Source organism: Arthrobacter sp. UNCCL28 (assembly GCF_900102805.1).
GTDB classification, from domain to species: domain Bacteria; phylum Actinomycetota; class Actinomycetes; order Actinomycetales; family Micrococcaceae; genus Arthrobacter; species Arthrobacter nicotinovorans_A.
This window is the reverse complement of record NZ_FMWE01000003.1, coordinates 322982-347631: the sequence shown is the minus strand read 5'-3', so window position 1 is coordinate 347631 and position 24650 is coordinate 322982. Positions and strand designations below refer to the sequence as shown.

Genomic DNA, 24650 nt, shown 5'->3' with positions numbered 1-24650 from the left:
GCTAATGAAAAAAGCTTAGCCTTAAGCTAAGTAATTTCGCAAAGCCGGTCCGCGATATCTTTAGTGGCATGGTGGAATCAGATCGGGAATCAGCACTGAAGAGCATAGACGCTCTGGCCATAGCCATCACGATCCGCTCCATCCCCCGCATCCTCCAGCCACTACTGACCACCGATCTGACCATCCAACAGCTGAAGGTCCTCTCCGTCGTGGTCACCACGGAGAGCGGAGCCACTGGAGTGGGGCTGGCAGAGACCTTCGGTGTCTCGATGGCATCCATGTCCAAGCTTGTTGATCGCCTCGCGGCGGCGGGGTTGGTCGCCAGATCCACTGATACGGACGACCAGCGGGTCAGGCGAATTTCTGCCACCGACCTTGGACGGTCTGTAGTTCGTGAACTCATGGCTGCGCGTCCGGAATTGGGCGGCGAGGTGCTGGCTGGACTGACGCTTGAAGAGCTGAAGGCGCTCGAAACCGGCCTCAGGGCAGTGGGCCGCGAACTGCGCGAAGCAAAAAACCCAGAGAACGCCGGCCTGGAAACCTTAAGGTGAGCTGTACGTGAAGCGGCTGATGACGGCGTTGGAGCCCAGGGCCTCCATTCCCACGACGCGACCCGTAAAACCTCCCGCAACCTCTGTTGATAAGTAGCGGCCATCAATGGCCGCGAGTTCCTGGAAATCAGCGCCGGCGCCCACTCCCAGGACCAGCCGGTCCGGCCCCTTGCGTTGGCCGGCCGGGCTGTCGTAAGGTACCGAGCGGATTGTCAGGGCGCTGCTCTCGGATACGGCATCCAAAACAGCGAGGTCCTGATCCGTGGGGCCGATGACGACACGCGCCGCCACCCTCCCTCCGACCCGTTGAACAGTTGCCTGGTGAAGGTCATCAATGCGCACCGTAAGCGCCAGGTCACCGATGCCCTGAACGCTGGCGGTCCATTCGAGGTCCGTAGCCCGAACTGCGAGGAGCCGCAATGCCCGCGCGTTCGCGGGCTGGCGGCCGGCAAGCAGCGTCAGTCCATTCTCGCCCGGCGTGGCAAAGGAGCTCGGATTAACTCCAGGCGCAAGCCACCGCGGGTGTAGCCGGCCCTCAAGGAATCTGTCCTCGAACGAAGTGTCGATCTCAGGCTCCGTGAATCGATCCTCTACCACGACAGGCCAGTCCTCCACCCAGTCGATTCCGACGATGAACGTCTCCCTGCCGTTGGTGTGCCACTTGGGGAAAGAACCGCGTGGGCGAGTCCCGAGATGTACCATCGCCCAGCTGCCGTCATGAAGCTCGAACAGGTCACCGTGCCCCACCGCCTGCACGGGATGTGAAGTGCTGCGGTGCGTCAGAATCGGATTGGCAGGACAAGGTGAGTAGGGGCCACCAATGGCTTCTGCGCGGGCTACTGTGATCATGTGACCAGCTGCGGTGCCGCCCTCCGCGGTCAGGAGATACCACCAGCCATTGCGTGTGTAGACATGCGGCCCCTCAACATGAGCACCACCCGAGCCGCGCCATAGTTCCCGCGCCGGGGACAACGCGATTCCAGTCACCGGATCAATCCGCGCCTGTGAAATGCCGCCTCTAATAACGTCTGCCCACGTGATATAGCAGTCACCTCGCTCGTCCCACGCAAGGTCGGGATCAATGCCAATCAGTCCCGGCGTGTAGACCGGATCGGTCCATGACCTGCCGGGTGATCGGCCGAGACAATGATGTGCCCCTCCCGCACATCATGAAGGTTCGTGGTGATCATCCAGAAACGGCCATCGTGATAGCGAATCGTCGGGGCATAAATGCCCCCGCTCGCACCCTCGATGCCGGACACCACATTGAGTTGGCCGTCGCGGTCGAGCACATTGCCGATCTGGTGCCACTCGAGTAGGTCGCGGCTCGAAAAGACCGGCACTCCGGGGAAGTATTCGAAACTGGAGTTAATAAGGAAGTAGTCCTCGCCTGCTCGACATATTGAGGGATCCGGGTGGTAGCCCGGCAGGATTGGAGTGCTCATTGGCGTAGGTGACTTTCTCTCGATTTCTGATCCCGGGTAAGCCCACGAAGCGGCGGCATCAGCTGGCGGTAATGGAATGACTGCGTACCAGGGATATGACCAAACGCCCCTTGAGGACCATCAGCCTTCTTCAGGCGAGTCGATGAACCGGAAGAGCGTTTCCAGCAGGTGCAGGGTTTTGCGCTGCGGGTCCAGGAGGAACTGAATCCGAAGGCCGTCGATCATGGCCATCACCATGGTGACTTTGTCGTCGGCTGTCAGCTCCTCGCTGTCTTCTGTCGTAGCAAGCCGCTTGCTGGTGAAGTGATCACGCATGCGCTCGCGTCGGGCGATGAAGAAGTCGTGGGCAGGATGCTCGGGATTGGTCGCCGCGATCGTGATTGAGAGCCAGTTCCGCATGTGGTCAGGCCTGGCGAATTCTTCGCCCAGAATGGTGCTCAACACCGACTCCCGCGGCACTTTGGCCTGCACGATGCGGTTGGCCAGCTCGGCGTCGTCCGCATCCCGCTCCGCCAGGGCGGCCAGAAGGAGGTCATCCTTGGTGGCAAAGTGACGCAGGAGGGCTGCGTGGGTTACACCGGCCCGCGAGGCGATATCCCTGAGGCTGGCTCGTTCGTAGCCATGCTCAGCGAAGCTGGCCGAAGCTGCGCGCACGATCTCCGCCCGACGGGCCGGTGTCGTGGCATAGGGGCCACGCCGCCCGGAGCCGGCTTTTTTGCCGGTCTTCTGCTCTGAAGTGATGGTCACGAACAGCCTTCTCTCGTCAACGGAAACCATTTTTGCGCTGGGTCTTGTCAATTGTAACCACTATGACTACTATTCACGAATAGTAACCATCATGGTTACCCTTTGCTGGGGAAGTCCCCACACTTCCCAGCTCTCATCCGCGACGCAGCGGATGGGCCATCTACTGTAATGAGGAGTCATTGGTGACTACTGACAAGCACGGGGCTCCCCGTCTCGCCGGCGGCATCGCAGCCGCCGAACCATCGCCGGGCAGTCATCTGCCGCTCGGCCCCGTTGAACTTCCGGAGCTCACGGAAGAGCCCCAGATTCCCGTGAGCAGGGGCTACATTTTCTGGCTCATGCTTGCCAGCTTCGGGGCATCCATCGCCATGATGGTGCCACTGTCCTATGGCATCGCTGTGCGGATCACCGAACTCGCTCCCGGCCAGGAGCAGATGCTTGGGTTCATTACGGGCACGGCGCAGGGAATCTATTTGATCGTCAGCCCGCTCATCGGCATCTGGAGTGACCGTACGCGGTCCCGCTTCGGCCGGCGCGCGCCCTTCATCTTCCTTGGAACAGCCATCGGCCTTGCGGGCTTGGTTGTCATGGGGCTCGCACCCAACCTTCTGCTGGTGGGCGCCGGATGGATCCTGGGCATGGCGGGTTGGTCCATATCCGGTGCCGCCATCCAGAACCTCATGGCTGATAAGTTGCCCGAGGGCCAGCGGGGCCGGGTCTCTGCTTTGACCGGCCTGATGACCCAGATCGCTCCTGTTTTGGGCATTGGCGTTGCGTATGCTGTTTCGTCGAACACCTTCCTGGTCTTCGTGGTACCCGGCGTGATCGGCGCAGTCCTCCTGGCACTGTTCCCGCTCATCAAGCCGGAGGGAAGCTCGCAGCATATCCCTGTCGACACGCGGGTCACCTTCCGGTCAGTTGTTGCCAGCTATGGTTTCAGCGTCCGCAAGTACCCGGACTTTGCGTGGAACTGGTTGGGCCGTTTCGTCTTCTTTATGGGCCTGTACTTCAACACCACCTTCGGCACCTTTTTCTACGCCCAGCGCCTTGATCTCCCGGTACGGGAAGTGGCCGGAGTCGTGGCAACCATCGGCATGCTTGGCGTGGTGGCCGCTGCGGCTGGTGCGCTTCTGGGTGGATTCCTGTCAGACAGGCTCAAGAGGCGGCGCTTGTTTGTCCTGGTTGCTGCGATCCTCTTCGTCGGCGGCGCATTGGCTGAGGCATTCGCGTGGTCGCTGCCCCAACTGATCATTGGCGCGGTCCTCATGCAGACTGCCATTGCCGTGTTCGCCACCGTGGATCAGGCCATCATTTTCGCCATCCTGCCCAACCGGACCGAAACGGCGCGTTACATGGCCGTGGTCGCCTTCGCCCAAAAGATACCAAGCGCAGTGGCCCCTCTTTTGGCCTCCGTGATCATCACCATCGGTATCACCGGAGCGGACAAGAACTACACCTTCCTGTACCTCTCCGGCGCAGCTCTGGCACTGATCGGCGGCCTCGTGATCTCGCTCAAGGTCAAGTCCGTCCGCTAACCGCCGGCATCAGCAGAAAATTAAGGAAAATACATGGCCCTCGTGCCCTATGACCTCACTGTGGACAGCGGCGGAGACCAGTTCCCCGTCACAGGTCCGTCCCCCAGGCTCTCTTGGAAGATTCCCGCGGACGCAGTAGCAACGGCGTATGAAGTGGAAGCAACGGTCGACGGCGTGGCGCAGCCACTGGCGACCCTGGACCACAGGCTCCACGTTCAGTGGCCATGGGCGCCTCTATCGAGCCGTCAGCGCGTCATGTGGCGCGTACGGATTGCCGGGGACTTGAACGGATGGTCGGCTTGGTCCTCTTTTGAAGCGGGACTTTTCGACGGCGACTGGACGGCGTCCTGGATTTCCCCGGTGGAGCAGGAAGGGACGGCGTACGGCCAACGTCCGGCTTATAGCCTCACCACGGAATTCACGGTGGACGCGGCCGTAAAGTCCGCCCGACTGTACGCCACAGCCCTTGGTGTATACACGGCTGCGGTCAACGGAGGCAAAGCCGGGACCGCTGAATTGTCCCCCGGGTCGACGTCGTACGACCATACTCTTTATGCCCAGGCCTCCGACATCACGGCGTCGCTGGCCCTTGGAATCAACGTACTGTCCATTGAACTCTCCGATGGTTGGTACCGGGGGCAGGTGGGGGCATTCCGCCACCCGGCCGACTGGGGAACAACATTGGGCGCCCGCGCCGAACTGCACATCGAAAAAGTTGATGGATCCCGCCAGGTGATTGTCACCGACGGTGACTGGACGTCCGCACCGTCAACCACGACGCGAGCGGATCTCATGGAAGGACAGACGGTTGACTTAGCCGCTCCGGCGGTACCGCCGTCGAAAGTTCTGCTCAACGCCGTTGATGCCCCTGCAATCAACTGGTCCCCCGCCCCGGCAGTGCGGGTCATCGACTCGCGGCGGCCAGTCAGCGTCACACAAATCAGGCCGGGCGTGTGGATCGCGGACTTCGGACAGAATGCCTCCGGATGGATACGGCTCGAGGATCTCGGGCCCCAAGGAACCAAGACGGTGATCGAATACGGCGAGTACGTAGACAGCGATGGCGACCTCTCCACGTCACATTTGGACTCTCACAAGCCGGGGGAACCCACCAGAATCTTCTCCCAGCGTGATGAGGTCACCGCAGGAGCAGTCGCTGAAATCTTTGAACCCCGGCACACTGTCCACGGTTTCCAGTTCGCACGCATCAGCCGCAACGGAGCGCCTTTGGATTCTTCCAGGCTCGCCATGCAGCTTGTCCATAGTGATCTCCGCCCAACGGGTGCTTTTGAGTGCAGCAATGAAGATCTCAACCGCCTTCATCGCATAGGAGAATGGAGCTTTCTTGGAAATGCCGTGGACGTCCCCACGGACTGCCCTACACGCGAACGACTGGCGTGGAGCGGTGATTACCAAGTGTTCATTTCCACAGCTACCCGGCTGCGGGATGTGCTCGGCTTCAGCCGGAAATGGTTGCAGTCCGTTCGCGATGACCAGTTGGCGGATGGCCGCATTGCAAACTTCTCCCCTGATGGCCGTGGTATCAAGAACCACTTGGACGATCAGTTTGCCATGATGACTGGATCCGCCGGGTGGGGCGATGCGATCGTTGCCGTTCCTTGGGAACTGTACGAAGCCTACGGAGACGAACAGGTCCTCGCTGAGAACTGGGACGCGATGCTCCGTTGGGTCCGGTGGGCCCTGGGCATGGCGCGGACAACCCGCCACCACTCCAGGGTTAAGGAATCTCCGGAACCGGAACCTTTTGAGCAGTATCTGTGGGACGGCACATTCCATTGGGGTGAGTGGACGGAGCCAAAGCAGCGCGATGCCGACGGGCGCCTGATAGATCCCATCCAGGACAACCCGATGGCATGGTTCATGGAAGACAAGGGCGAGGTAGGCACTGCATACCTCTACCGGTCCACTTCCACGCTTGCCAGGGTTGCCGCCGTCCTTGGACGATCCGCCGAAGCAGCTGAGTGGACTGCGGTTTCTGAAGCCGTTCGCAACGCCTGGCAGGCAGCGTATCTGCATGCGGACGGAACAACGGACGCCGATACCCAAGCCAGTTACGTGCGGGCGCTGGCATTTGGCCTGCTGCCGGCGGATCGCCGGGAGCCCGCCGTCGACCGTCTGGTTGAACTCATCCGGTCCGCAGGCACCCACTTGGGAACAGGTTTCCTGTCCACCGGCTACCTGCTGCCCGTTCTGGTGGAAGCCGGCAGGACCGACGTCGCCGATGAATTGCTGCTTCAGCGCACGGCTCCGTCGTGGCTCTACATGGTGGACAAGGGCGCCACCACCATCTGGGAATCCTGGGAGGGAATCGACCAGAACGGCGACGCCCATGATTCGCTGAACCATTACAGCAAGGCAACCGTGCTCCGGTTCCTGCACGAGCACACTTTGGGATTGCGGCAGGCCAAAGACTCTGTGGCCTGGCGCTCACTGGTCATCGCACCCACCCCCGGCGCTTCAGTTACCTGGGCCCGCGGCTCACACGAAACACCTAACGGCACCATCAATGTCCACTGGTGGATCGAGGGTTCCGAGTTGCATATTGATGCCGACATTCCGGCAGAGACAACCGCCTGGATCATTTTCCCCGATGGATCCGAACACGCTGCCGGACCGGGCACCTTCCGCGCCGCAGCACCCCTGGTTTCCGCCGGCATCAGCGTTCCAAGTCACGCCTGACTCAACCTGCCAACTGCCTGACCCAGGCAATAACACGATCAAGAAACGAGAATCCCATGACAACTTTCCCCGCCAACTTCCTCTGGGGTGCCGCTACCGCCGGCCACCAGATTGAAGGAAACAACGTCAACAGCGACTGGTGGGCACGTGAACTGACCATGCCCGGCATGGAGCTCTCCGGGGACGCATGCGACAGCTACCACCGTTACCGTGAGGACATTGACCTGCTGGCCGATGCCGGCCTGACCTCGTACCGCTTCAGCTTGGAGTGGTCGCGGATCGAACCCGCACCCGGAGCCTTCTCCAAGGCAGAACTTGCCCATTACCGACGCATGATCGAGCACTGCTTCTCGCGGAACGTCACCCCCGTGGTCACCTTGCAGCACTTCACCACTCCCCAGTGGTTCGCGAACGACGGCGGTTGGCTGGCTCCGGACGCATCGGAAAAGTTCCAGCGCTACGTCAAGGAAACCACCACCATCCTGGACGGGGTGGAGTGGGTGGTGACCATGAACGAACCGAACATGCAGGCAGCAATCATGACAGCCATGCGCCGCATGCAACTTGCCGGGGACGCCCAGTGGCAAAGCCCCACCGTCGAGGGCACCGAAGAAACCAAGCAAACACACAGTGACTTCCTGACCTACGCTGACCCGGAAATAGGCAGAGCATTCACCACCATCCACCACGCCGCCCGGGAAATCATCCGCGCGAACACCTCCGCCAAGGTTGGATGGACAATTGCAGCCGGCGCGCTCACTGCCGCCCCGGGTGGGGAGGAAAAGCTGCTGGAGATCCGCTACGGCAAAGAAGACGTCTACTGGGAAGGCAGCCGCGGCGACGATTTTGTTGGCGTGCAGGCCTACTCCAGCCAACAAGTAGATGCCAACGGGCTCGTCCCGCACCCGCCGCACCCTGAGAACACCTTGGTGGGCACCGCGTACAGGCCCGATGCCTTGGCCATGGCCGTGAGGCACGCGTGGGACGTCACCGGGGGCGTCCCCGTGCTGGTCACGGAAAACGGCATCGCCACCGCTGATGACGAGCAACGAATCCGCTACACCGCTGAGGCGCTGCAAGGCCTGCACCAGACCATGAACGAAGGAATTGACGTGCGGGGCTACCTCCACTGGTCCCTGTTGGACAACTTCGAGTGGGGTCACTGGGAACCGACCTTCGGCCTGATTGCTGTGGACAGGGAGACCTTCGTCCGCACACCCAAACCCAGCCTGGCCTGGCTTGGCCGGGTGGCGCAAAGCAACAACCTCGACGTCGAGGTTTCAGCATGACCACAGCGTTCGCTGACGCTTCGCTCACCCCGGTCAGGGACCTGCTCTCCCTCACCGGACGCCGGGCAGTTGTCACCGGCGGGGCACAGGGCTTGGGCAAAGCCATCGCAGCACGACTCGCCGAAGCCGGCTCCGACGTCCTCATCGGGGACGTCAACGCCGATCTCGCCAAGGAGACCGCAGCCGGGATTGCCGATCGTTTTCCCGTCCGCGCCCTCGGCTTAGGCATGGATGTCAGCGACGCCGGGTCGGTGCGTCTCGGAGCACAGGAAGCCTTGGAGTCCTTCGGGGGCATCGACATCTGGGTCAACAACGCTGGCATCTTCCCCAGCGTTCCGGTCCTGCAGACCAGTGACAGCACGTGGGAGCAGGTCTTCGCCGTCAATACCCGCGGCGTCTTCAATGGCTCCCGCGAGGCCGCCCGCCATATGTCCAACGGTAAAAACGGTGGTGTCATCATCAACATCGTTTCCACCGCAGGGTTCGGCGGGACGGCGCCAGGCTTGTCGGCCTACGTTGGGTCCAAGCACGCAGTTCGCGGCATGACCAAACAAATGGCCTTGGAGTTTGCGCCCATGGGGATACGGGTGCTCGGTGTCGCCCCCACCTTCGTACCAACCGAAGGCAACATGGCCGCTGCCGCCCAACACGCCCCCTCCAGTGGAACGGAGACCATGGACGTCATGACGAACAGTCTCATTGGCCGGATCGGAACGCCGGACGACATTGCACGCGTCGTTCTCTTCTGTGCGAGCGACCTGTCTACCATCATGACGGGCAGCACGCTTTTGGCTGACGCCGGCCAGACCATCTAGCACCAAGGGCGGACAACTCTTCGGCCGGTTACGCGTGCTTCAGCAATGCACACGTAGCCGGCCGCTTTTTCCACTATCCAGGAAAGTGCAGAATGCCGGCTGACGAGGCACCAGTGCAAACAAAAAAAGCCAAAGCAACAATTTATGATGTAGCACAACAAGCCGGCGTTAATCCTTCAACAGTTTCCAGGGCTCTCAGTAATCCCGGAAGAGTCAGTCCGCAAACGCGGCGACTGGTTGAAATAACGGCCGGGGTTCTCAATTTCCAAGCGAACCATTCGGCACAAGTCTTGCAAACGGGATCAACAAGAATGCTGGGACTTCTTGTTTCAGATATAACCAACCCAAACTTCTTTGGCATTCTTCGGGAAGCCGGAAGAGTAGCAACACAGCAGCAGTACAGCGTGGTGCTTGGCAATGCGGCCGAATCCGCTGCCACCGAACTGTCAGCGGCGCGGCGGCTTATTAAAACAGTCGACGGCCTCATCCTGGTCAGCCCCCGCATGAGTGAAAGCAACCTTCAACTACTTGCCGCCACAAAGAAGGTTGTCGCCATCAACAGAGAGGTCAGCGGCATAGACTGCGTTGTCCCTGATCCGGACAGGGGCGTCAGCCAGGCAGTCCGTTTTCTGGCAGGGAACGGACATCAGAAGATCGTCTTCGCCGCCGGACCAGAGATGTCCTGGATGTCAGCCCGGCGCTGGGACGCGGTATCCGATGCGTGCGAGTGGTGCCATGTCACCGCAGAGCGCATCGAGTCCACATCCCCCACCATTGACGGTGGCAGAAAACTGGCCCGGACCATCAAAGCCTCGGGAGCTACGGCCGTGATCACTCATAACGACCTCATGGCTATTGGCCTGATGCACGAGCTTCAAGGTGCCGGCGTTGCCGTTCCCGAAGCCATCAGCATCGTGGGCTTTGACGACATCTTTGGTGCTGACTTCACCACTCCGTCCTTGTCGAGCATCAGATCCCCGCTGGGAGAGTGCGGATCGCTGGCCGCCGGGCTGATTCTGAACTCCTTTGCCGGCACTCCGCATGACCCTCAAAGCGTGATGGTGGACACCGAACTGGTCATCCGAGGATCTGCAGGTCCGGCAAGGAGTGCGTCATAGGCCGCCGTCAAAACCGAGCGTAGGTCAATTTCTACTGGCCCAACTTCCCGTATCCTCCCACCTTCGAAGAAGAAGTACTCCATCTATGGTGTGCCACTCAGTTTTCAATTATTCTTTATACATGGACTCCACAACGTCACCCCGGAAACGCTACGCGAAGACTCTTGAGCGGCGTTCGGCTGTAGCCCGGGCAGCCCTGGACATTGTCCTCGAGAAGGGGCACCGGGCTTTGACCACAGCTGAAGTTGCAGCGCGTGCGTCCATGAGCGAAACAGCCATGCTCTACCACTTCCCAACACGCGATCACATCCTCGTGGCAGCAATGGAGCTGGCCGACCAGGAGTATCGCGCCATCCTCACAGCAGAGTTCCATGTCCTTAACGGAGGAAACTCCGACTGGCCACCACCGGCAATGGCACACCTGACACTGGATGACCAGGCCACAACCCGCCTGTTCCTTTCCCTCAGCGCGGAGGCGGTGGATCCCGGACACCCTGCCCATTCCTACCTGAAGGCCCACCACGAACAAGTGGTCTTTGAGTTCGCAGAAGGAGTGAGGAGACGCCAGGCAAAAGGGCTCGCGGACCCAGCGCTGGACCCGGACAAGGTTGGCCGCCAAATGATGGCAGCCTGGAGTGGCCTGCGGATGCAGTGGCTCATTGATCCCACCCTTGATCTCACCTCAGCAGTTTCCCAGGCGTTCCTCGCACTTAATGGGAACCCGCTCATGAAGTTCAAACAGCAACTAACAGAGCTTATGTCCACAAGCCAATAGACAATTCATCAAAAGCACCCTTCGGGGTCTACTGCAATAAACTCCACCGCCTCGATCTTCGAAATGCATCGTTTCGTTTATCAGGGGGTCGCTTGTCGTACCCAAAGTGAAACTTGCGGAAGAAGATTTAATTCTAAATATATTTTTGGCAATCGGTTGCCTTTTCGCTTTTCAAATGCTTTGCTAGTGATGTCGGTCACCCCGAAATAGACGGCCCAGACAACGGCCGCCCCATAAGTCTCCAACAGCTTTTCCTCAACGACAAAGGAGTCCCAAGACATGTTTCCTGTCTTGTCCCGAACCACATCACTGACCCGTGCGGTCGTAGCCTCGGTCGCGGTGGCGGCACTACTCTCCACAGCGGCCTGCTCAACTTCCGAACCAGCATCGGAGGCAAGCAATTCCTCACGCAACGAGGAGCTCAGCATTGCCGTTCAAGCCCAGCCGGCGTCGTTGGACCCGGCCCAGCTCGCTGAAGGACAGCAGTCCTACATTTGGGCATCCATTTTCGACACCCTTCTCATGGTGGACAAGGACAACAAGATCCGTGCGAACGCGGCCGAGAGCTGGGAATATTCAGATGACCTCCGCACGCTGACCCTCAAACTTCGCAGCGACCTGAAGTTTAGTTCCGGAGACGCCGTCACCTCCAAGGACGTTGCAGCAACCTTGGAGAGGACCAGGACGACACCGGGCCAGCAACAGCCCAAGCTCGCCAAGGTGTCTTCGATTTCCGCTCCCGATGCGTCTACGGTAGTCATTCAGCTTTCCGCTCCTGAACCATCGCTGCTGAACTATCTGGCGCAGGCCACAGGCGTTATCGGTGACGCGGACACGCTGGCATCAGAGACCACCAAGCTCCGCCCAACAGGCTCAGGACCCTACGTCCTATCGGACAAAACTGTGGACGGCACTGAGTACGTGATGGAACGCCGGGATGACTACTGGAACGCCTCGGTCTACCCCTTCAAAACCGTGAAGGTCAAAGTCATCCAGGACAGGACCGCCCAGTACAACGCGCTCCAGGCAGGGGAAGTAAAGGCAGCCCTGATTCAGGCCCCGCAACGCAAGCAGGCCGAAGGTGCCGGATTCACAGTCAAGGAGGTGCAGGCTACTGCCGCTCTGGTTCTCGTCCTGGCCGATCGGAAGGGAGAACTCGTTCCTGCCCTGGGCAACGTAAAGGTGCGCGAGGCCATCAACATGGCCTTTGACCGGGCCCAGGTGGTGAAGGCCCTCCTCAACGGACTAGGCAAGCCTACGGTTCAGGTGTTCGACCCCAACAGTGGAGCCTATGATCCCGGGCTTGAAGATGCCTACAGCTTCGATCCGGCGAAGGCGCGCAAGCTATTGGCCGAGGCCGGATACGCCGACGGTTTCTCCATGACGATGCCAAGCACGGTCATCTCCCAGTCCTTCGAGCCTGTGATCACGCAGGCTCTTGCGGACATCGGAGTGAAGGTGACGTGGGAACCTGTGCCTCCGCAGAATACAGCGTCATCAATTGCGTCGAAGAAGTACCCGGCAGTTCTTTGGTTCTACGGTCTGAACAGCGCAGGCCGTCAGGTCGGCGACATGTACGCCCCTGAAGCCTTCCTCAACCCCTTCAAGTGGCAGGACCCCGAGTTCGACACGTTGCTGCAGTCCATTGCCACCGAACCGGACGATACAGCCCGTGATGCTCTGTATAAGAAGGTCAACGAATTCACCGTAAAGCAGGCATTGAACGCACCGATCGCCTACGTAGGCACGCTCTGGGCCACAGCTCCGGGCATTGATTTCCTCCCTACCGGGGTGGTTTTGCCTACCGTACGTGACTTCGGCCTGTCTGGAAAATGATGCCAACCAGGAGCTCAGGGACGCCAAAGGAAAAGCCGAGAGTCTACTCATGATCAGTTACGCCCTCCGACGACTTGGAGCAGGCATTGTTCTCGCCCTGCTCGTCACCTTAATTACCTTCTTCCTCCTCAGCGGCTCCTTGGAATCCGTTGCCCGCGAACGGCTGGGGGCTACCGCGACCCCGGAGTCGTTGAAGGCACTGATGACCGAACTTGGCTTCGATCGGCCGGCTATCGTCCAATACCTGGACTGGCTCGGCTCCGTCCTGACCGGGGATTTTGGTACCTCCCTTTTCACCAGTCAGCCCGTAGCCCCGGCCGTTGCCGCCCGACTGGGCGTGACCCTGTCGCTCGTGGTCACAGCGCTCATCATCACAGTGATCGTCAGCGTTGCGCTGGGCGTCTGGGCAGCCACCAGGGGTGGACTGGCTGACAAGGTCTCCCAAGGCTTGTCCTTGATTGGTTACGTGGTCCCCGGCCTGCTCATCGCCATTGTCCTGGTGGCTGTTCTCGCGGTGAATTTGAAGTTACTGCCGGCAACCGGATTCACTCCTTTCGCTCAGAATCCGGGGAAATGGGCCACATCGATCACCATCCCCGTCATTGTGCTTGTCATCGGTGGAGTGGCCAGCATGGCCGCACAAATCCGCGGCTCCATGATCGGCGAGCTCAGGAAGGACTACGTCCGTACGCTGAGGACCCGCGGGGTACCAACGCGCTCAATTGTTCTTCGCCACGCGCTTCGGAATGCGGCGAGTCCTGCCTTGACGGTCCTGTCCCTTGAATTCATTCAAATGCTCGGTGGTGCGCTCATCATCGAGAACGTGTTCGCGCTTCCTGGCTTCGGCGCCTACGCATTCAACGCCTCCCTCCAAGGCGATATCCCCATCATCATGGGCATCACCCTGTTCAGCGTCATGTTGGTGGTCATGGTGAACCTCATTACAGACGTCGTGAACGGCTGGCTCAACCCGAAGGCGAGAATCTATTGAGCATCGAAGAACTCAGCGTGGATCCGGGGCTTGCATCCCCACCCCGGAAATCTCCGCTAAGGAAACTCGCCAAGGACCCCCAGGCCATCATCACTTCGGTTCTGCTGCTTGCCATCATCATCCTGGGACTCCTGACGCCCTTGATTGCGCCGCATGATCCCAATGAGGCCCAACTCAATGCCATCAACGCGACACCCGGGACCCCGGGGTACATTTTGGGGGCCGACCAAAACGGGCGCGACATCGCTTCGCGGCTTCTGCATTCAATCGGTACCAGCCTGATCGCAGGATTAATCGGTGCCAGTGTTGCCTTGACCATTGGCATCACCTTTGGCCTGATCGGCGGGTATTACGGCCGAAAGCTGCGCAGCGCAACGGAGTGGGTCTTCAGCCTCATCATGACATTTCCGGGGCTCTTGCTGCTAATAGTCCTGATGCCGGTCACCAAAGGCGACTACCGGGCAACCATGCTTATCTTTGGGGTACTGCTCTCCCCCGGCGTATACCGTATCGTCAGGAACCTGGTCCTCGGGGTCAAGAACGAACTCTACGTTGACGCTGCGCGGGTATCGGGGTTGTCCAACCTGCGGATTCTGGGTCGGCATGTGTTGTTTGCTGTCCGCGGTCCCATCATCGTCGCCACCGCATTCCTTATCGGCTCCGCAATCAGCCTCCAGTCCGGCTTGGCCTTTCTCGGAGTAGGGTCAACACTGGTTCCCAGCTTTGGCGCGATGATCGCCGACGGCTTCACGAATCTCTACGTCGACCCCACCCAATTCATCTGGCCCAGTGTCATGCTTGGGACACTGACAGCTTCCCTTGTTTTGCTGGGGAACTCACTGAGGGACGCCTTTGAGGGCGTCAGACTCACACCCGTGAAAGCCCGGGCCGCACAAGCCGGCCGTACCCCCGCGAAAGACGCCGTCCAAGGCTCGACGACGGACCTTCTGTCCGTCCGAGACCTGGGCATCGCTTACCCCACACCCTCGGGCGAACTTAAGGAAGTAGTGAAAGGGGTCGAGCTCACGTTACAGGCAGGTGAAACCCTGGGGTTGGTGGGTGAATCCGGCTCAGGAAAGACACAAACAGCTTTTGCCATTCTTGGTGTGCTTCCGCCGGAGGCCGTGGTCACGCATGGCTGGGCACAGCTGGCCGGCCGCAATTTGATTGGCCTTTCCGAACGGGAGTTCCGGACCCTTCGTGGACGCGACATTGCCTACATACCCCAGGAACCCATGTCCAATTTGGATCCCTCCTACACAGTGGGCGCTCAACTCGTCGAAGGCATACGCGCCTCTGCACAGATGTCACGGCGGGAGGCAAAAGCAACAGTAATGGACCTTCTGGTGCGTGTTGGAATTGAACATCCTGAACGGACTTTTCACTCTTATCCCCACCAGATCTCCGGCGGAATGGCCCAACGCGTCCTCATTGCAGGTGCGGTGGCCAGTCGTCCCAAACTCCTCATCGCCGATGAACCCACCACTGCCCTGGATGTCACTGTCCAAGCTGAAATCCTGGACCTCATAAGGGACCTGCAAGCCGAAATGGGCATGGCCGTGTTGCTTGTGACACACAACTTCGGCGTGGTGGCAGACATCTGCGACCGGATCTCCGTGATGCAGGATGGCCGGGTTGTGGAATCAGGGACAGCACTGGAGCTCTTCCGGGAACCTCAGCATCCCTACACGCAGATGCTCCTCGGATCCATCCTTGACGAACACACCGTTCGGACCGACCAACCCATTTCCGTCTCGGCGGCTATCCCGGGGAGTAATTGATGACACAGCAGTTGTTGAACGTGGAAGACCTTCGCGTCGCCTTCAAGGGCCGGGGCTTCAGGCCCAGGGAAGTGGAGGTCCTGCACGGAGTGTCCTTGTCAATCGCCAAAGGTGAGACTCTCGGCGTCGTGGGGGAATCAGGGTCCGGCAAAACTACCATTGGCCGGGCCGTCCTGGGTCTTGTAAAACCCAGTGGTGGGCGCATCACCTTCCAGGGTTCTGACATTGCCCATGCCACTCCGAAGGAACGCCGTACCCTGTCCAAAGACATCCAGGTAGTCTTCCAGGACCCCTATACCTCGCTCAACCCGTCCCTGACCATCGGTGACACCCTGAGCGAGCCCCTGGTGGTCCAAGGAACAAGTGCCCCTGAAGCCCGGACCCGGGTTCGGATGCTGTTGGATCAAGTCGGCCTGCCCGGGGACGCGGCTGAACGTTTGCCCCGGGAGTTCAGCGGCGGGCAACGACAACGAGTAGCCATAGCCCGGGCCCTTGCGCCCGAACCCAAACTCATTGTCTGCGACGAACCCGTCTCGGCATTGGACCTTTCCACACAGGCCCGCGTCATGGACCTCTTCATCGACATCCAAAGGCGCACAGGCGTTGCCTACTTGTTCGTCTCACACGACCTCTCCGTGGTCCGCCACATCAGCCATCGCGTCAGCGTGGTCTACAGGGGGGACATCGTTGAAACCGGCCCCGCGGACCGGGTAACTTCCACACCCGAGCACCCCTACACCCAGCGACTGTTGCTGGCTGCACCCATCGCAGACCCTGTGGAACAGGAGAAGCGCCGGGCAGATCGGCACCGATTGGCTGAGCTGCACCGGGAACAGCAAGTCCAGGCTGGAGTTGCAGGATGACGAATGGACCCGTGGATGAGGCACGTCGTCCCCAAGCTCCACTGCGGTGGGCTGTTGCCGGGGCCGGGACTATCTCCCGCAGCATAGTGCCGGATCTACAGCTCTTGCCCGGAAATCACGTGGAAATGATCTTCAGCAGAAACCCGGCGAAAGCTGCCGGTTTCGCAGAGGACTTCGGCCTGGACAGGTGGACCGATGACTTCGATTCGCTTGTCATGGACCCTGAGGTTGACGTTGTGTATTTGGCGACGCCGTTCGCTACCCATGCTGCCTTGGCGCGCCAAGCGCTGAATGCCGGCAAACATGTGGTTGTCGAGAAGCCCATGGCTCTGAATGCGGATGAAGTGCAAGACCTCTTTGCGCTTGCCGAAAGCCAAGGGCTCTTCCTCATGGAAGCAATGTGGATGAAGTTCAACCCCGCATTCCAACACCTCTTCGAACTGCTCCGCACTGGAATCATCGGACAGCCCTCCAGCATCCGCGCAGGATTTGGCTTTCCCCTGATCGCCGATGGTGGCAGCAGATGGGATGTCAAGCGCAGCGGAGGAACGCTCCTGGACCAAGGGATCTACCCGGTGACCCTGGCCCACTCAATCTTCGGTGAGCCAACATCCATAACGGCCAACGGCCGCGTGAGGGCCGACGGGCTCGACTTCGCCGAACATTTCACCCTTGACTTCGCAGGGGGCCAGTTTGCGCAATGCGCCAGTTCAATGACCGAATTCGTCGATCCCTCTGCCGCCATCAGCGGCGCCAAGGGCTGGATCACCATCCCAGGCATGTTCTGGACATCCACTACCCTCCAAATCCACGCAGGTTCCTGGGAAAGAATGTTCTCCCCTGAATCCATCGATCACGCCCGGGAGGGCAACGGCTACGTCCCCATGCTCAGAGCCGCCGGCGAAGCAATCAGTGCCGGAGAAACCCAACACACAATACATCCGGCAAAAGACACGATTGCCGTGTTCCGCACCCTGGACACCATCGCAAGCCAGTTATCTCATTGACAGCCAAGCAGGAGAAAATACATTGCTTAAGCCCCGCTCTACAATTACTCGCGAACTTATCAACCTGGACGGCCTTTGGCGCTTTGCCTTGGAGGATCCCAACGTCCCGGAACCTTGGAGAGGTGTTCTGGAAGGAAATCTCGAGGCCGCCGTTCCGTCGAGTTACAACGACCTTTTTGCCGACCAGAAGATCCGGGACCACGTGGGCTGGGTGTGGTACCAGCGGACCGTACGTGTACCGCGGGGCTGGACCGGCGAAAGAGTTTTGCTCCGTTTGGACGCAGCTACGCATGAGGGCAAGGTCTATGTTGATGACGTTCTGGTAGCCCGGCATGTAGGCGGCTACACACCTTTTGAAGCAGACATCACGGACCACCTCTCGCCCGGAGATGAATTCAGGCTCACGGTTGGGGTGAACAATGAACTGACCAGTGCCACTATCCCCCCGGGCAGCATCAGCGTCAGCCAGGACGGGCGACGCCAACAGACCTACCTGCATGACTTCTATAACTACGCTGGCCTGGCACGGTCAGTGTGGCTCTACAGCAAACCAGAACGCCACATCAGCGACATCACTGTTGTCACCGGCGTTATTGGCCGAACCGGCGTTATAGATTATTCAGTCGAAACAAGTCACAAGACGCCGGTCCGCGTCCGGGTTTTGGATGCTACAGGCCAGGAAGTTTCATCGGCCGAAGGCACTCAGGGGACACTCACCATCGAGGATGTCTCGCTGTGGCGTCCAGGCGCAGCCTACCTTTATAACCTGATGGTAGAGCTCCTCGACGGCGAAGACGTCCTTGACAGTTACACGGAACCGTTCGGTGTGAGGACGGTGGAAGTCCGCGGGACCCAGTTCCTCATCAATGGAGAGCCCTTCTACTTTACGGGCTTCGGCAAGCACGAGGACACGGCCGTCCGGGGCAAGGGTCACGATAACGCCTACCTTGTGCACGACTTCCAGTTGTTGGACTGGGTGGGAGCCAACTCGTTCCGGACCTCGCACTACCCCTATGCGGAGGAGGTGCTGGAATTCGCGGACCGCCACGGCATCGTCGTCGTCGATGAAACCGCAGCCGTTGGGCTGAACCTGGGGGTCCAGGGAGGTCTCACGGGGGTGGGCCCCAAACCCACATTTTCACCGGAAACCTTCAACCACGAAACCCAAGCAGCCCACGCGCAGCACCTTCGCGAGGTCATCTCACGCGATAAGAACCATCCAAGCGTTGTCATGTGGAGTATCGCCAACGAACCGGCCTCCAACGAGGACGGGGCCCGGGAGTTCTTCGAACCTCTCGTCCAGCTCGCCCGTGAGCTCGATCCAACCCGTCCCCTGACCTACGCCGCAGTCATGTTTGCCACCTTCCAGAACGACAAAATCGCGGATCTCTTCGACGTCCTGAGCATAAATCGCTACTACGGCTGGTACATCTTTACCGGGGATCTTCAGAGCGCAGAAAATTACCTGGAACGTGACCTCCGCGGTTGGGTGGAGGCCTTCGGCAAACCCATCATGATGAGCGAATACGGGGCAGACACCATGCCAGGGCAGCACTCCATCTGGGACATGCCTTGGAGCGAGGAGTACCAGCAGTCCTTCCTGGCCATGAACCACCGGGTCTTTGACAGGATTGACGGCTTTGTAGGGGAACACGTCTGGAACTTTGCCGACTTCCAAACGTCCAACGGCATCCACCGTGTGGACGGCAACCGTAAGGGTGTTTTCAGCCGGGATAGAAAACCGAAAGCAGCAGCACACACCCTGCGTGCCCGGTGGACTGGTCTTGACGGAGCAAAGCCCTCTGTCGACGAGACAGAGGAAACAGAAGTTGTCGAAAACGTAACAGCCCAGCTCAAAGCAGCACCGGCTCTCGAAGGAGCAAAATGACCAACCACACCAAGGCACTGACCGGTTCACGCCCTATTCGGGACTGGCTCGCGCATCCCGCTGGTGGTCCCCTCCTTCGGGGAATGCTGAAGGAGGCCGGACAGGACGAATCAGCCCTGAAACCCATCGAACACCTTGCCCTGCAACAGCTCGTGGAACTCGGTGGCGGACAGTTTCCACAGTCTTTACTTGATCATCTGGTCAGGGAAGCAAATGGGGGAATCGAACCCGAGGCGGACGCCGAGGGCATCGACGACACCCTTTGGCAAGAACGCATCACCGTTGGCAGATTCCGGGGTAAGACTGTGATCGTCACGGGCGCCGGCTCGGGTATCGGCCGCGCCACTGCGTCCAGGATTGCCAGGGAAGGCGGAAGGGTGATTGCCGTAGACATCGCAGCTGCCCGGCTTGAGGCACTGGCGATGGATCACCCGGAGGCTGAGGTGGTAACCGTCCAGGCCGACATCACCAAGGATGAAGACATTCTGAGGATTGTTGAAGCCGCTGGAGACCGGGTATATGCGTTGGCAAACGTCGCCGGAATCATGGACGACATGACCCCGTTGCACGAGGTGGCCGATGAGGTCTGGAACCGGGTGTTCGCGGTTAACGTGGACGGAATGTTCCGCCTGACCCGGGCCGTACTTCCGATTATGATGGCCGCCGGGCGCGGTTCCGTCGTAAATGTTGCCTCCGAGGCTGCACTTCGCGGCAATTCTGCAGGCCTGGCGTACACCGCTTCCAAACATGCAGTTCTCGGAATCACCCGCAGTACCGCCTTTATGTACGCGCCTCAGGGTATCCGCGTCAACGCAGTGGCCCCGGGCCCGGTTGCAACAGGGATCGAGGCCACCTTTGGATCCGAGCTCGGCGCGAACCGGTTGGGACCGTTCATGCAGATCATTCCCCCTGTTGCTGTGGCCTCGCAGTTGGCTGCCTCCATCACGTTCCTCCTCAGCGAGGACGGAACCAACATCTCCGGAGCCGTCCTGCCGTCGGACGGTGCGTGGTCAGTTCAGTAGGCGCTGAACTGACCACGATGTACCGCAAGCCACCATTCTCGGGTCACGTCCGCGCACGCCAGGATAACGTGAGGCTAGAACAGGGTTTCGCTTCGGATGACGTTGATCATGGGTGAAAGCAGTCGCAGGAGACTGATGGCTTGATCGTGTGCTTCGTCGTTTTGGCCTGCGCAGGCGTCCTCGACGACGGTCACATACCGGCCGGCGTCGGCGGCTCCAAGGGCGGTGGAGAGGACACAGCAGTCGGTGGCCACGCCTGCAAGAATGAGCTCTCCCCCCACCGGGATGAGCCCGGCCATTGCCTCGCCCCATTTGGTGAAGGTCGGCAGGTCTATGGAGCTGCCGACCTCCACCCCTGGAAGCTCCAGATCCCAGATCCGGTCAGCGGGATCCAAGCGCATGCTCGACCAGCGGTCATAGTAGGCAGACCATGAACCAGGTTCTGCCGGGTCCGGGAGGAATCGAGTGGTTACTGGCTCGAATCCTGCGGATACCAGGCGGGCGATGGTCCGCGCCGCTTCGTCGTAGCGCGGAACGTGCCACTCCCCCTCCTGACGGAAGGCCCGCTGCATGTCGATGACTACCAGCTGGCCTTTCGCCTCGCTGTTCGGTGTTGCTGGCATCGGGGTATTCACTGTTTTCGGCCTTCTTAGTGTGCGTAGGGGTCGGCGATGCCGATGTATTGGGTGGTGCTGTATTCGGCGATGCCCTCAGAGCCGCCTTCACGGCCCAGGCCGGACTGCTTGACGCCGCCGAAGGGCGCTGCGGCATTGGAGATGACGCCGGCGTTGAATCCCACCATGCCGAACTCGATCTGTTCGGCCACCCGCAGCAGCCGGTTGAAGTCCTGGCTGTAGAGGTAGGATGCGAGCCCGTATTCGCTGGCGTTGGCGAGCCGGATGGCATCGTCTTCATTGTTGAAGGTAGTGACCGGGGCAACGGGTCCAAAGATTTCGAGGCCCAGAATTGCTGCATCGTTGGGCACATTCGCCAGGACTGTTGGCTGATAGAAATACCCGGGACCGTCCACTGGTCCCCCGCCGGTGACCGCAACCGCACCGGCGTCGACGGCGGCAGTCACCAAAGCGTGCACATCATCACGTGCGGAGGCATCGATAAGTGGCCCGACGTCGGCGCCCGGCTCGGTTCCTCGCCCGGTGGTGAGGGAGCCCATGGCGGCTGCGAACTTCCGGGTGAACTCCTGCGCCACGGATTCGTGGACGAGGAACCGGTTGGCTGCGGTGCAGGCTTCGCCCATGTTCCGCATTTTCGCTGCCATGGCGCCCTGGACGGCTTTGTCCAGGTCTGCGTCCTCGAACACGATGAACGGGGCGTTGCCGCCCAGTTCCATGGAGGTGCGCAGGACGTTCTGCGCTGCGTCTGCCATGAGCCGTTTGCCCACCGGGGTGGACCCGGTGAAAGAGACCTTCCGCAGGCGGGGGTCGGCGAGCAGCGGCCCGGAAATCCCTGAAGCGGATGAGGAGGAGACCACGTTGAGGACTCCGGCAGGCAAGCCGGCGTCGAGCATGGTCCGGGCGAAGTACTGGGCCGTGAGCGGGGTGAGTTTGGCAGGCTTGAGGACCATGGTGCAGCCGGCGGCGATCGCGGGGGCGACCTTGCGGGTGGCCATCGCCAGCGGGAAGTTCCATGGGGTGATGAGCAGGCACGGTCCCACGGGTTTGTGCTGCACCAGGATCTTGTTCTTGCCCTCGGGCGTGGTGAGGTACCGGCCGTAGTCCCGGACCGTTTCTTCGGAGAACCAGCGCAGGAACTCGGCCCCGTAGGTGACTTCACCTCGGGCCTCGGCCAGGGGTTTGCCCATTTCCAGGGTCATGAGCAGGGCGAAGTCGTCCGCACGTTTGACCACGAGGTCGAACGCGCGGCGCAGGATCTCTGCACGCTCCCGCGGAGCGGTCCGGGCCCATGAAGCCTGCACCGCATCGGCAGCATCCAGGGCCGCCACGGCGTCCTCACTGGTGGCGGACGCGAGCGTGGCCAAGACCTCACCGGTGGACGGATCGTGGACATCAAAAGTCCCGCCGTCGGAAGCCGTTCGCCATTGGCCGCCGATCAGCAAGCCGGTGGGAACGGACGCAAGCAGCTCCGCTTCCCGGTCAATTGTCAAAGTAGCGTGTTCGGCCACGGGTGGCTCCTTAGTGTGGATGGCTCATGTTCTGGGTTGCAGGGCCGCCATTCACCTCGCGGTTCGGCATTCTTCCCTGAAGGACGGTATCCAACCAGGGAACCCGGTTGGAGAACCGCCGGATCTTGTCCGGGGCGACCCATCGATAGTTGTCGTGTTCGTTGTTGATCTTTAGCCGACGCCGGCGACTGACTGCTGTGTAGGTATGAATCAACCACGGGTTGCCGGCATGGTCATGGATCTCAAGCTGGTTTCCAACCGTGAAGCTGTCAAGATCCTGGAGTTCCAGGCCTGCCTCTTCTTTGAGTTCGATCAGTGCTTGCTGCATTGGGGAGACGGCCGGCTCGAGGTATCCGGTAACGCAGTGCCAGAGACCGCGCTCATGTCCGACAAACCGGCTTCGTTTGAAGAGGGCGATCCTGCCGCGCCATTCCACTACTACAGCCACGACTGTCCGGGTTGGGCAGGATGCGTGTAAGTGGGTTTCCGGGCTTGTCCTCTGCAGTGTTGCTGTGCTCAACGGGTGCTCCTTTGCACTTGTTTCCCTGGCATCATGTGGCGGAGACATCGGCAAGGTTGGGGAGAATCCCGGGTGACCTGCTCCCCAACCTTGCCTGTCGAGCCGGTTACAGGGTTTGTGCGCCCGGCCTCCGGTCCAGCATTTCCAGGCCGGACAGGCGCTTGCGTCGATGAGTCAGCATGTACGTGCCTGCTGCGATGCCTGCGCCAATGTAGTAGGAGAGATCTCCCATCTCGGGGAAGGCTGCGGCTATGGGGCCGGTGTAGATCGAGGACATCCAGAACGGAGACGACAGCACTACGCCAGCTACCCAAGCCACGAAACCCCACTCGAACTTTCGGCTCTTATCAAAGAGTTCCCGCAAGCCCCTGTCGGTGCGTCGACCTCCAAACAAGTAGTCACACACCAGAACGGCAACGTAGGGGGCGATGCAGTATGCCGTGAGATTCAGGAACGCCGTGAAGCCTTCGTTGAACCCTGTTTGGCCCCACTGTGCCACCAGGTACGATGCCACGCAGATGAACACCACTGCGGTGTGGCGCTTGACCGGCACGCCCATGGTTTGGATTGAGATCGCACCGCCGTAGACGTTGAGGAAGTTCTGGGTAAAGGAGGACAGAGCCACCACGCCGAGCCCCACTGCAGCCCAAGGACCCATAAGTTCCTTCAGTGCACCAATGCTGTCGGTAGCAGTGGTGGTGGTTCCCAGGAGTGTTCCCAGGATGCCCATCCATACCAGGGTGACGAAGTTGCCGAGCATGGTGGCCCAGCCCGCACCGCGTCGGTTCGCGGCCGTGTTGGGGAGGTAGCGGGAGTAGTCAGAGGCGAAAGGCATCCAGGCCACGATGAAGGAGAAGAACCACCCGAAGAAGATGATCCACCCTCCCAGACCGTTGAAGCCTGCTGCGGCTGGGTTGAAGTCAGTCTCGATTCGTCCGTTGGCTGCAGCCACCACCGTGATGAAAACGAAGCCGATGACCAGCACGAAAGACAGAATCCGCTGCAGGAAATGGATCAGGTTGTAGCCAATGACTGCTACGCCGAGCTGAACTCCCATGAGGATCAACGATGAAAGCCAAAAGGGAATATCCGTGAGCAGCGCAATGGCCTGGCCACCCAGGATCACTGTCACTGCGGCCCAGCCGATGCCGGCAAAGACATTGACGTACGCCACTGGGAACAAGTTGCCGATGAACCCGAGCGGGCCGCGTCCCTGCATTTGTTGTGGAATTCCCAGCCGTACGCCCATTGCAGAGAGGTAACCCATCCCTGCCGAAGAAAACAATCCGGCAAGGATAATGGCCAGGGCTGCCGCCCAGAAGGGCAGGCCAAAGTAAGTGGCACTGAAGCCCAGGACGACGATGGGGAAGTTCATGCCTGCAGCGAACCAGAGGAAGAACTGGGAACGTGGTTTACCGTGGCGCTCTACCTCGGGAATGTGCTCGATGCCGTAAGGCTCGATCTTTGTGAGGCTATCGCGGTAGCCGCGGTCCTCAGCAACGCTGCTTTCGGCAGCGCGGATGGTATCTGGGCTCATTATTGTCCTAATGTTGGAGACGCACCTAGGTGCGCTGCTTACGAGCAGTTCGGTCGGCGCGGTTGGTTTCCTGTCCGAGGATGGTTG

Annotated in this window: 19 protein-coding genes and 1 pseudogene; 14 read left to right on the top strand and 6 right to left on the bottom strand. The window is 60.2% G+C overall.

The window, feature by feature from the left end:
* Positions 1 to 68: 68 nt before the first annotated feature.
* A complete protein-coding gene (locus tag BLQ01_RS10185) occupies positions 69 to 551 on the top strand; it encodes a MarR family winged helix-turn-helix transcriptional regulator (protein WP_091551574.1) in 483 nt (160 codons plus the stop codon).
* Here the strand turns inward: BLQ01_RS10185 and BLQ01_RS10180 are convergent.
* Together BLQ01_RS10180 and BLQ01_RS10175 are read right to left on the bottom strand one after the other, a co-directional pair.
* Positions 543 to 1996 (bottom strand): annotated as a pseudogene (locus tag BLQ01_RS10180) (family 43 glycosylhydrolase). The gene BLQ01_RS10185 and the pseudogene BLQ01_RS10180 sit on opposite strands and share 9 nt — an antisense overlap.
* Positions 1997 to 2116: 120 nt before the next feature.
* Positions 2117 to 2743, bottom strand: a complete 627-nt coding sequence (locus BLQ01_RS10175) for a TetR/AcrR family transcriptional regulator (RefSeq protein WP_051420803.1) — start codon at positions 2741 to 2743, stop codon at positions 2117 to 2119.
* Between the two features lie 182 nt (positions 2744 to 2925).
* Between BLQ01_RS10175 and BLQ01_RS10170 the strand changes: the two genes are divergently transcribed.
* From BLQ01_RS10170 to BLQ01_RS10110, 13 genes are all read left to right on the top strand, one after another.
* Positions 2926 to 4278: an MFS transporter gene (locus tag BLQ01_RS10170; RefSeq protein ID WP_245232850.1), complete on the top strand. Its 1353-nt coding sequence runs from the start codon at positions 2926 to 2928 to the stop codon at positions 4276 to 4278.
* A 33-nt stretch (positions 4279 to 4311) separates the two neighbouring features.
* Positions 4312 to 6978 (top strand): family 78 glycoside hydrolase catalytic domain, encoded by a 2667-nt coding sequence (locus BLQ01_RS10165; protein WP_091551572.1) that lies wholly within the window; start codon positions 4312 to 4314, stop codon positions 6976 to 6978.
* Positions 6979 to 7034: 56 nt separating this feature from the next.
* Positions 7035 to 8267: a glycoside hydrolase family 1 protein gene (locus BLQ01_RS10160; RefSeq protein WP_091551571.1), complete on the top strand. Its 1233-nt coding sequence runs from the start codon at positions 7035 to 7037 to the stop codon at positions 8265 to 8267.
* Positions 8264 to 9082: an SDR family NAD(P)-dependent oxidoreductase gene (locus BLQ01_RS10155; RefSeq protein ID WP_026540412.1), complete on the top strand. Its 819-nt coding sequence runs from the start codon at positions 8264 to 8266 to the stop codon at positions 9080 to 9082. Before BLQ01_RS10160 ends, BLQ01_RS10155 begins: the two co-directional genes overlap by 4 nt.
* Before the next feature lie 92 nt (positions 9083 to 9174).
* The gene (locus tag BLQ01_RS10150; RefSeq protein WP_091551569.1) at positions 9175 to 10200 is read left to right on the top strand and encodes a LacI family DNA-binding transcriptional regulator; all 1026 of its coding nucleotides are present in this window, start codon (positions 9175 to 9177) and stop codon (positions 10198 to 10200) included.
* Positions 10201 to 10321: 121 nt separating this feature from the next.
* Positions 10322 to 10975: a TetR/AcrR family transcriptional regulator gene (locus tag BLQ01_RS10145; RefSeq protein WP_175493408.1), complete on the top strand. Its 654-nt coding sequence runs from the start codon at positions 10322 to 10324 to the stop codon at positions 10973 to 10975.
* 279 nt (positions 10976 to 11254) lie between these two features.
* Complete coding sequence (locus BLQ01_RS10140; protein ID WP_091551566.1) at positions 11255 to 12811, top strand: ABC transporter substrate-binding protein; 1557 nt, start codon at positions 11255 to 11257, stop codon at positions 12809 to 12811.
* Positions 12812 to 12860: 49 nt separating this feature from the next.
* Entirely contained in the window at positions 12861 to 13802 is a 942-nt protein-coding gene (locus BLQ01_RS10135; protein WP_091551564.1) for an ABC transporter permease, read from the top strand.
* A complete protein-coding gene (locus BLQ01_RS10130) occupies positions 13799 to 15583 on the top strand; it encodes a dipeptide/oligopeptide/nickel ABC transporter permease/ATP-binding protein (RefSeq protein WP_254779347.1) in 1785 nt (594 codons plus the stop codon). The genes BLQ01_RS10135 and BLQ01_RS10130 overlap by 4 nt, the downstream gene beginning before the upstream one ends.
* Entirely contained in the window at positions 15583 to 16446 is an 864-nt protein-coding gene (locus BLQ01_RS10125) for an ATP-binding cassette domain-containing protein (protein ID WP_091551562.1), read from the top strand. The genes BLQ01_RS10130 and BLQ01_RS10125 overlap by 1 nt, the downstream gene beginning before the upstream one ends.
* Positions 16443 to 17453 (top strand): Gfo/Idh/MocA family protein, encoded by a 1011-nt coding sequence (locus tag BLQ01_RS10120; protein WP_091551560.1) that lies wholly within the window; start codon positions 16443 to 16445, stop codon positions 17451 to 17453. The genes BLQ01_RS10125 and BLQ01_RS10120 overlap by 4 nt, the downstream gene beginning before the upstream one ends.
* Positions 17454 to 17475: 22 nt before the next feature.
* A complete protein-coding gene (gene uidA / locus BLQ01_RS10115; RefSeq protein ID WP_091551558.1) occupies positions 17476 to 19341 on the top strand; it encodes a beta-glucuronidase in 1866 nt (621 codons plus the stop codon).
* Entirely contained in the window at positions 19338 to 20363 is a 1026-nt protein-coding gene (locus BLQ01_RS10110; protein ID WP_091551557.1) for an SDR family NAD(P)-dependent oxidoreductase, read from the top strand. The genes uidA and BLQ01_RS10110 overlap by 4 nt, the downstream gene beginning before the upstream one ends.
* A 74-nt stretch (positions 20364 to 20437) precedes the next feature.
* Here BLQ01_RS10110 and BLQ01_RS10105 read toward each other — a convergent pair whose 3' ends face one another.
* From BLQ01_RS10105 to BLQ01_RS10090, 4 genes are all read right to left on the bottom strand, one after another.
* On the bottom strand, positions 20438 to 20986 hold the full coding sequence (locus BLQ01_RS10105; protein ID WP_091551555.1) for a cysteine hydrolase family protein: 549 nt from the start codon (positions 20984 to 20986) through the stop codon (positions 20438 to 20440).
* Positions 20987 to 21012: 26 nt separating this feature from the next.
* Positions 21013 to 22506, bottom strand: coding sequence for an NAD-dependent succinate-semialdehyde dehydrogenase (locus tag BLQ01_RS10100; protein ID WP_091551554.1), 1494 nt, complete (start codon positions 22504 to 22506; stop codon positions 21013 to 21015).
* A gap of 10 nt (positions 22507 to 22516) precedes the next feature.
* The gene (locus tag BLQ01_RS10095; protein WP_217638368.1) at positions 22517 to 22954 is read right to left on the bottom strand and encodes an NUDIX domain-containing protein; all 438 of its coding nucleotides are present in this window, start codon (positions 22952 to 22954) and stop codon (positions 22517 to 22519) included.
* A 178-nt stretch (positions 22955 to 23132) separates the two neighbouring features.
* Positions 23133 to 24563, bottom strand: a complete 1431-nt coding sequence (locus BLQ01_RS10090; RefSeq protein ID WP_091551550.1) for a purine-cytosine permease family protein — start codon at positions 24561 to 24563, stop codon at positions 23133 to 23135.
* Positions 24564 to 24650: the final 87 nt, after the last annotated feature.

What these genes read in the sequence shown, in the direction of transcription:
- BLQ01_RS10120 (WP_091551560.1), top strand. Translation starts at nt 16,443, where the DNA reads ATGACGAATGGACCCGTGGATGAGGCACGTCGTCCCCAAGCTCCACTG.
- BLQ01_RS10150 (WP_091551569.1), top strand. Translation starts at nt 9,175, where the DNA reads ATGCCGGCTGACGAGGCACCAGTGCAAACAAAAAAAGCCAAAGCAACA.
- BLQ01_RS10090 (WP_091551550.1), bottom strand. Translation starts at nt 24,563, where the DNA reads ATGAGCCCAGATACCATCCGCGCTGCCGAAAGCAGCGTTGCTGAGGAC.
- BLQ01_RS10105 (WP_091551555.1), bottom strand. Translation starts at nt 20,986, where the DNA reads ATGCCAGCAACACCGAACAGCGAGGCGAAAGGCCAGCTGGTAGTCATC.
- BLQ01_RS10155 (WP_026540412.1), top strand. Translation starts at nt 8,264, where the DNA reads ATGACCACAGCGTTCGCTGACGCTTCGCTCACCCCGGTCAGGGACCTG.
- BLQ01_RS10135 (WP_091551564.1), top strand. Translation starts at nt 12,861, where the DNA reads ATGATCAGTTACGCCCTCCGACGACTTGGAGCAGGCATTGTTCTCGCC.
- BLQ01_RS10140 (WP_091551566.1), top strand. Translation starts at nt 11,255, where the DNA reads ATGTTTCCTGTCTTGTCCCGAACCACATCACTGACCCGTGCGGTCGTA.
- BLQ01_RS10160 (WP_091551571.1), top strand. Translation starts at nt 7,035, where the DNA reads ATGACAACTTTCCCCGCCAACTTCCTCTGGGGTGCCGCTACCGCCGGC.
- BLQ01_RS10125 (WP_091551562.1), top strand. Translation starts at nt 15,583, where the DNA reads ATGACACAGCAGTTGTTGAACGTGGAAGACCTTCGCGTCGCCTTCAAG.
- BLQ01_RS10145 (WP_175493408.1), top strand. Translation starts at nt 10,322, where the DNA reads ATGGACTCCACAACGTCACCCCGGAAACGCTACGCGAAGACTCTTGAG.
- BLQ01_RS10110 (WP_091551557.1), top strand. Translation starts at nt 19,338, where the DNA reads ATGACCAACCACACCAAGGCACTGACCGGTTCACGCCCTATTCGGGAC.
- BLQ01_RS10165 (WP_091551572.1), top strand. Translation starts at nt 4,312, where the DNA reads ATGGCCCTCGTGCCCTATGACCTCACTGTGGACAGCGGCGGAGACCAG.
- BLQ01_RS10185 (WP_091551574.1), top strand. Translation starts at nt 69, where the DNA reads ATGGTGGAATCAGATCGGGAATCAGCACTGAAGAGCATAGACGCTCTG.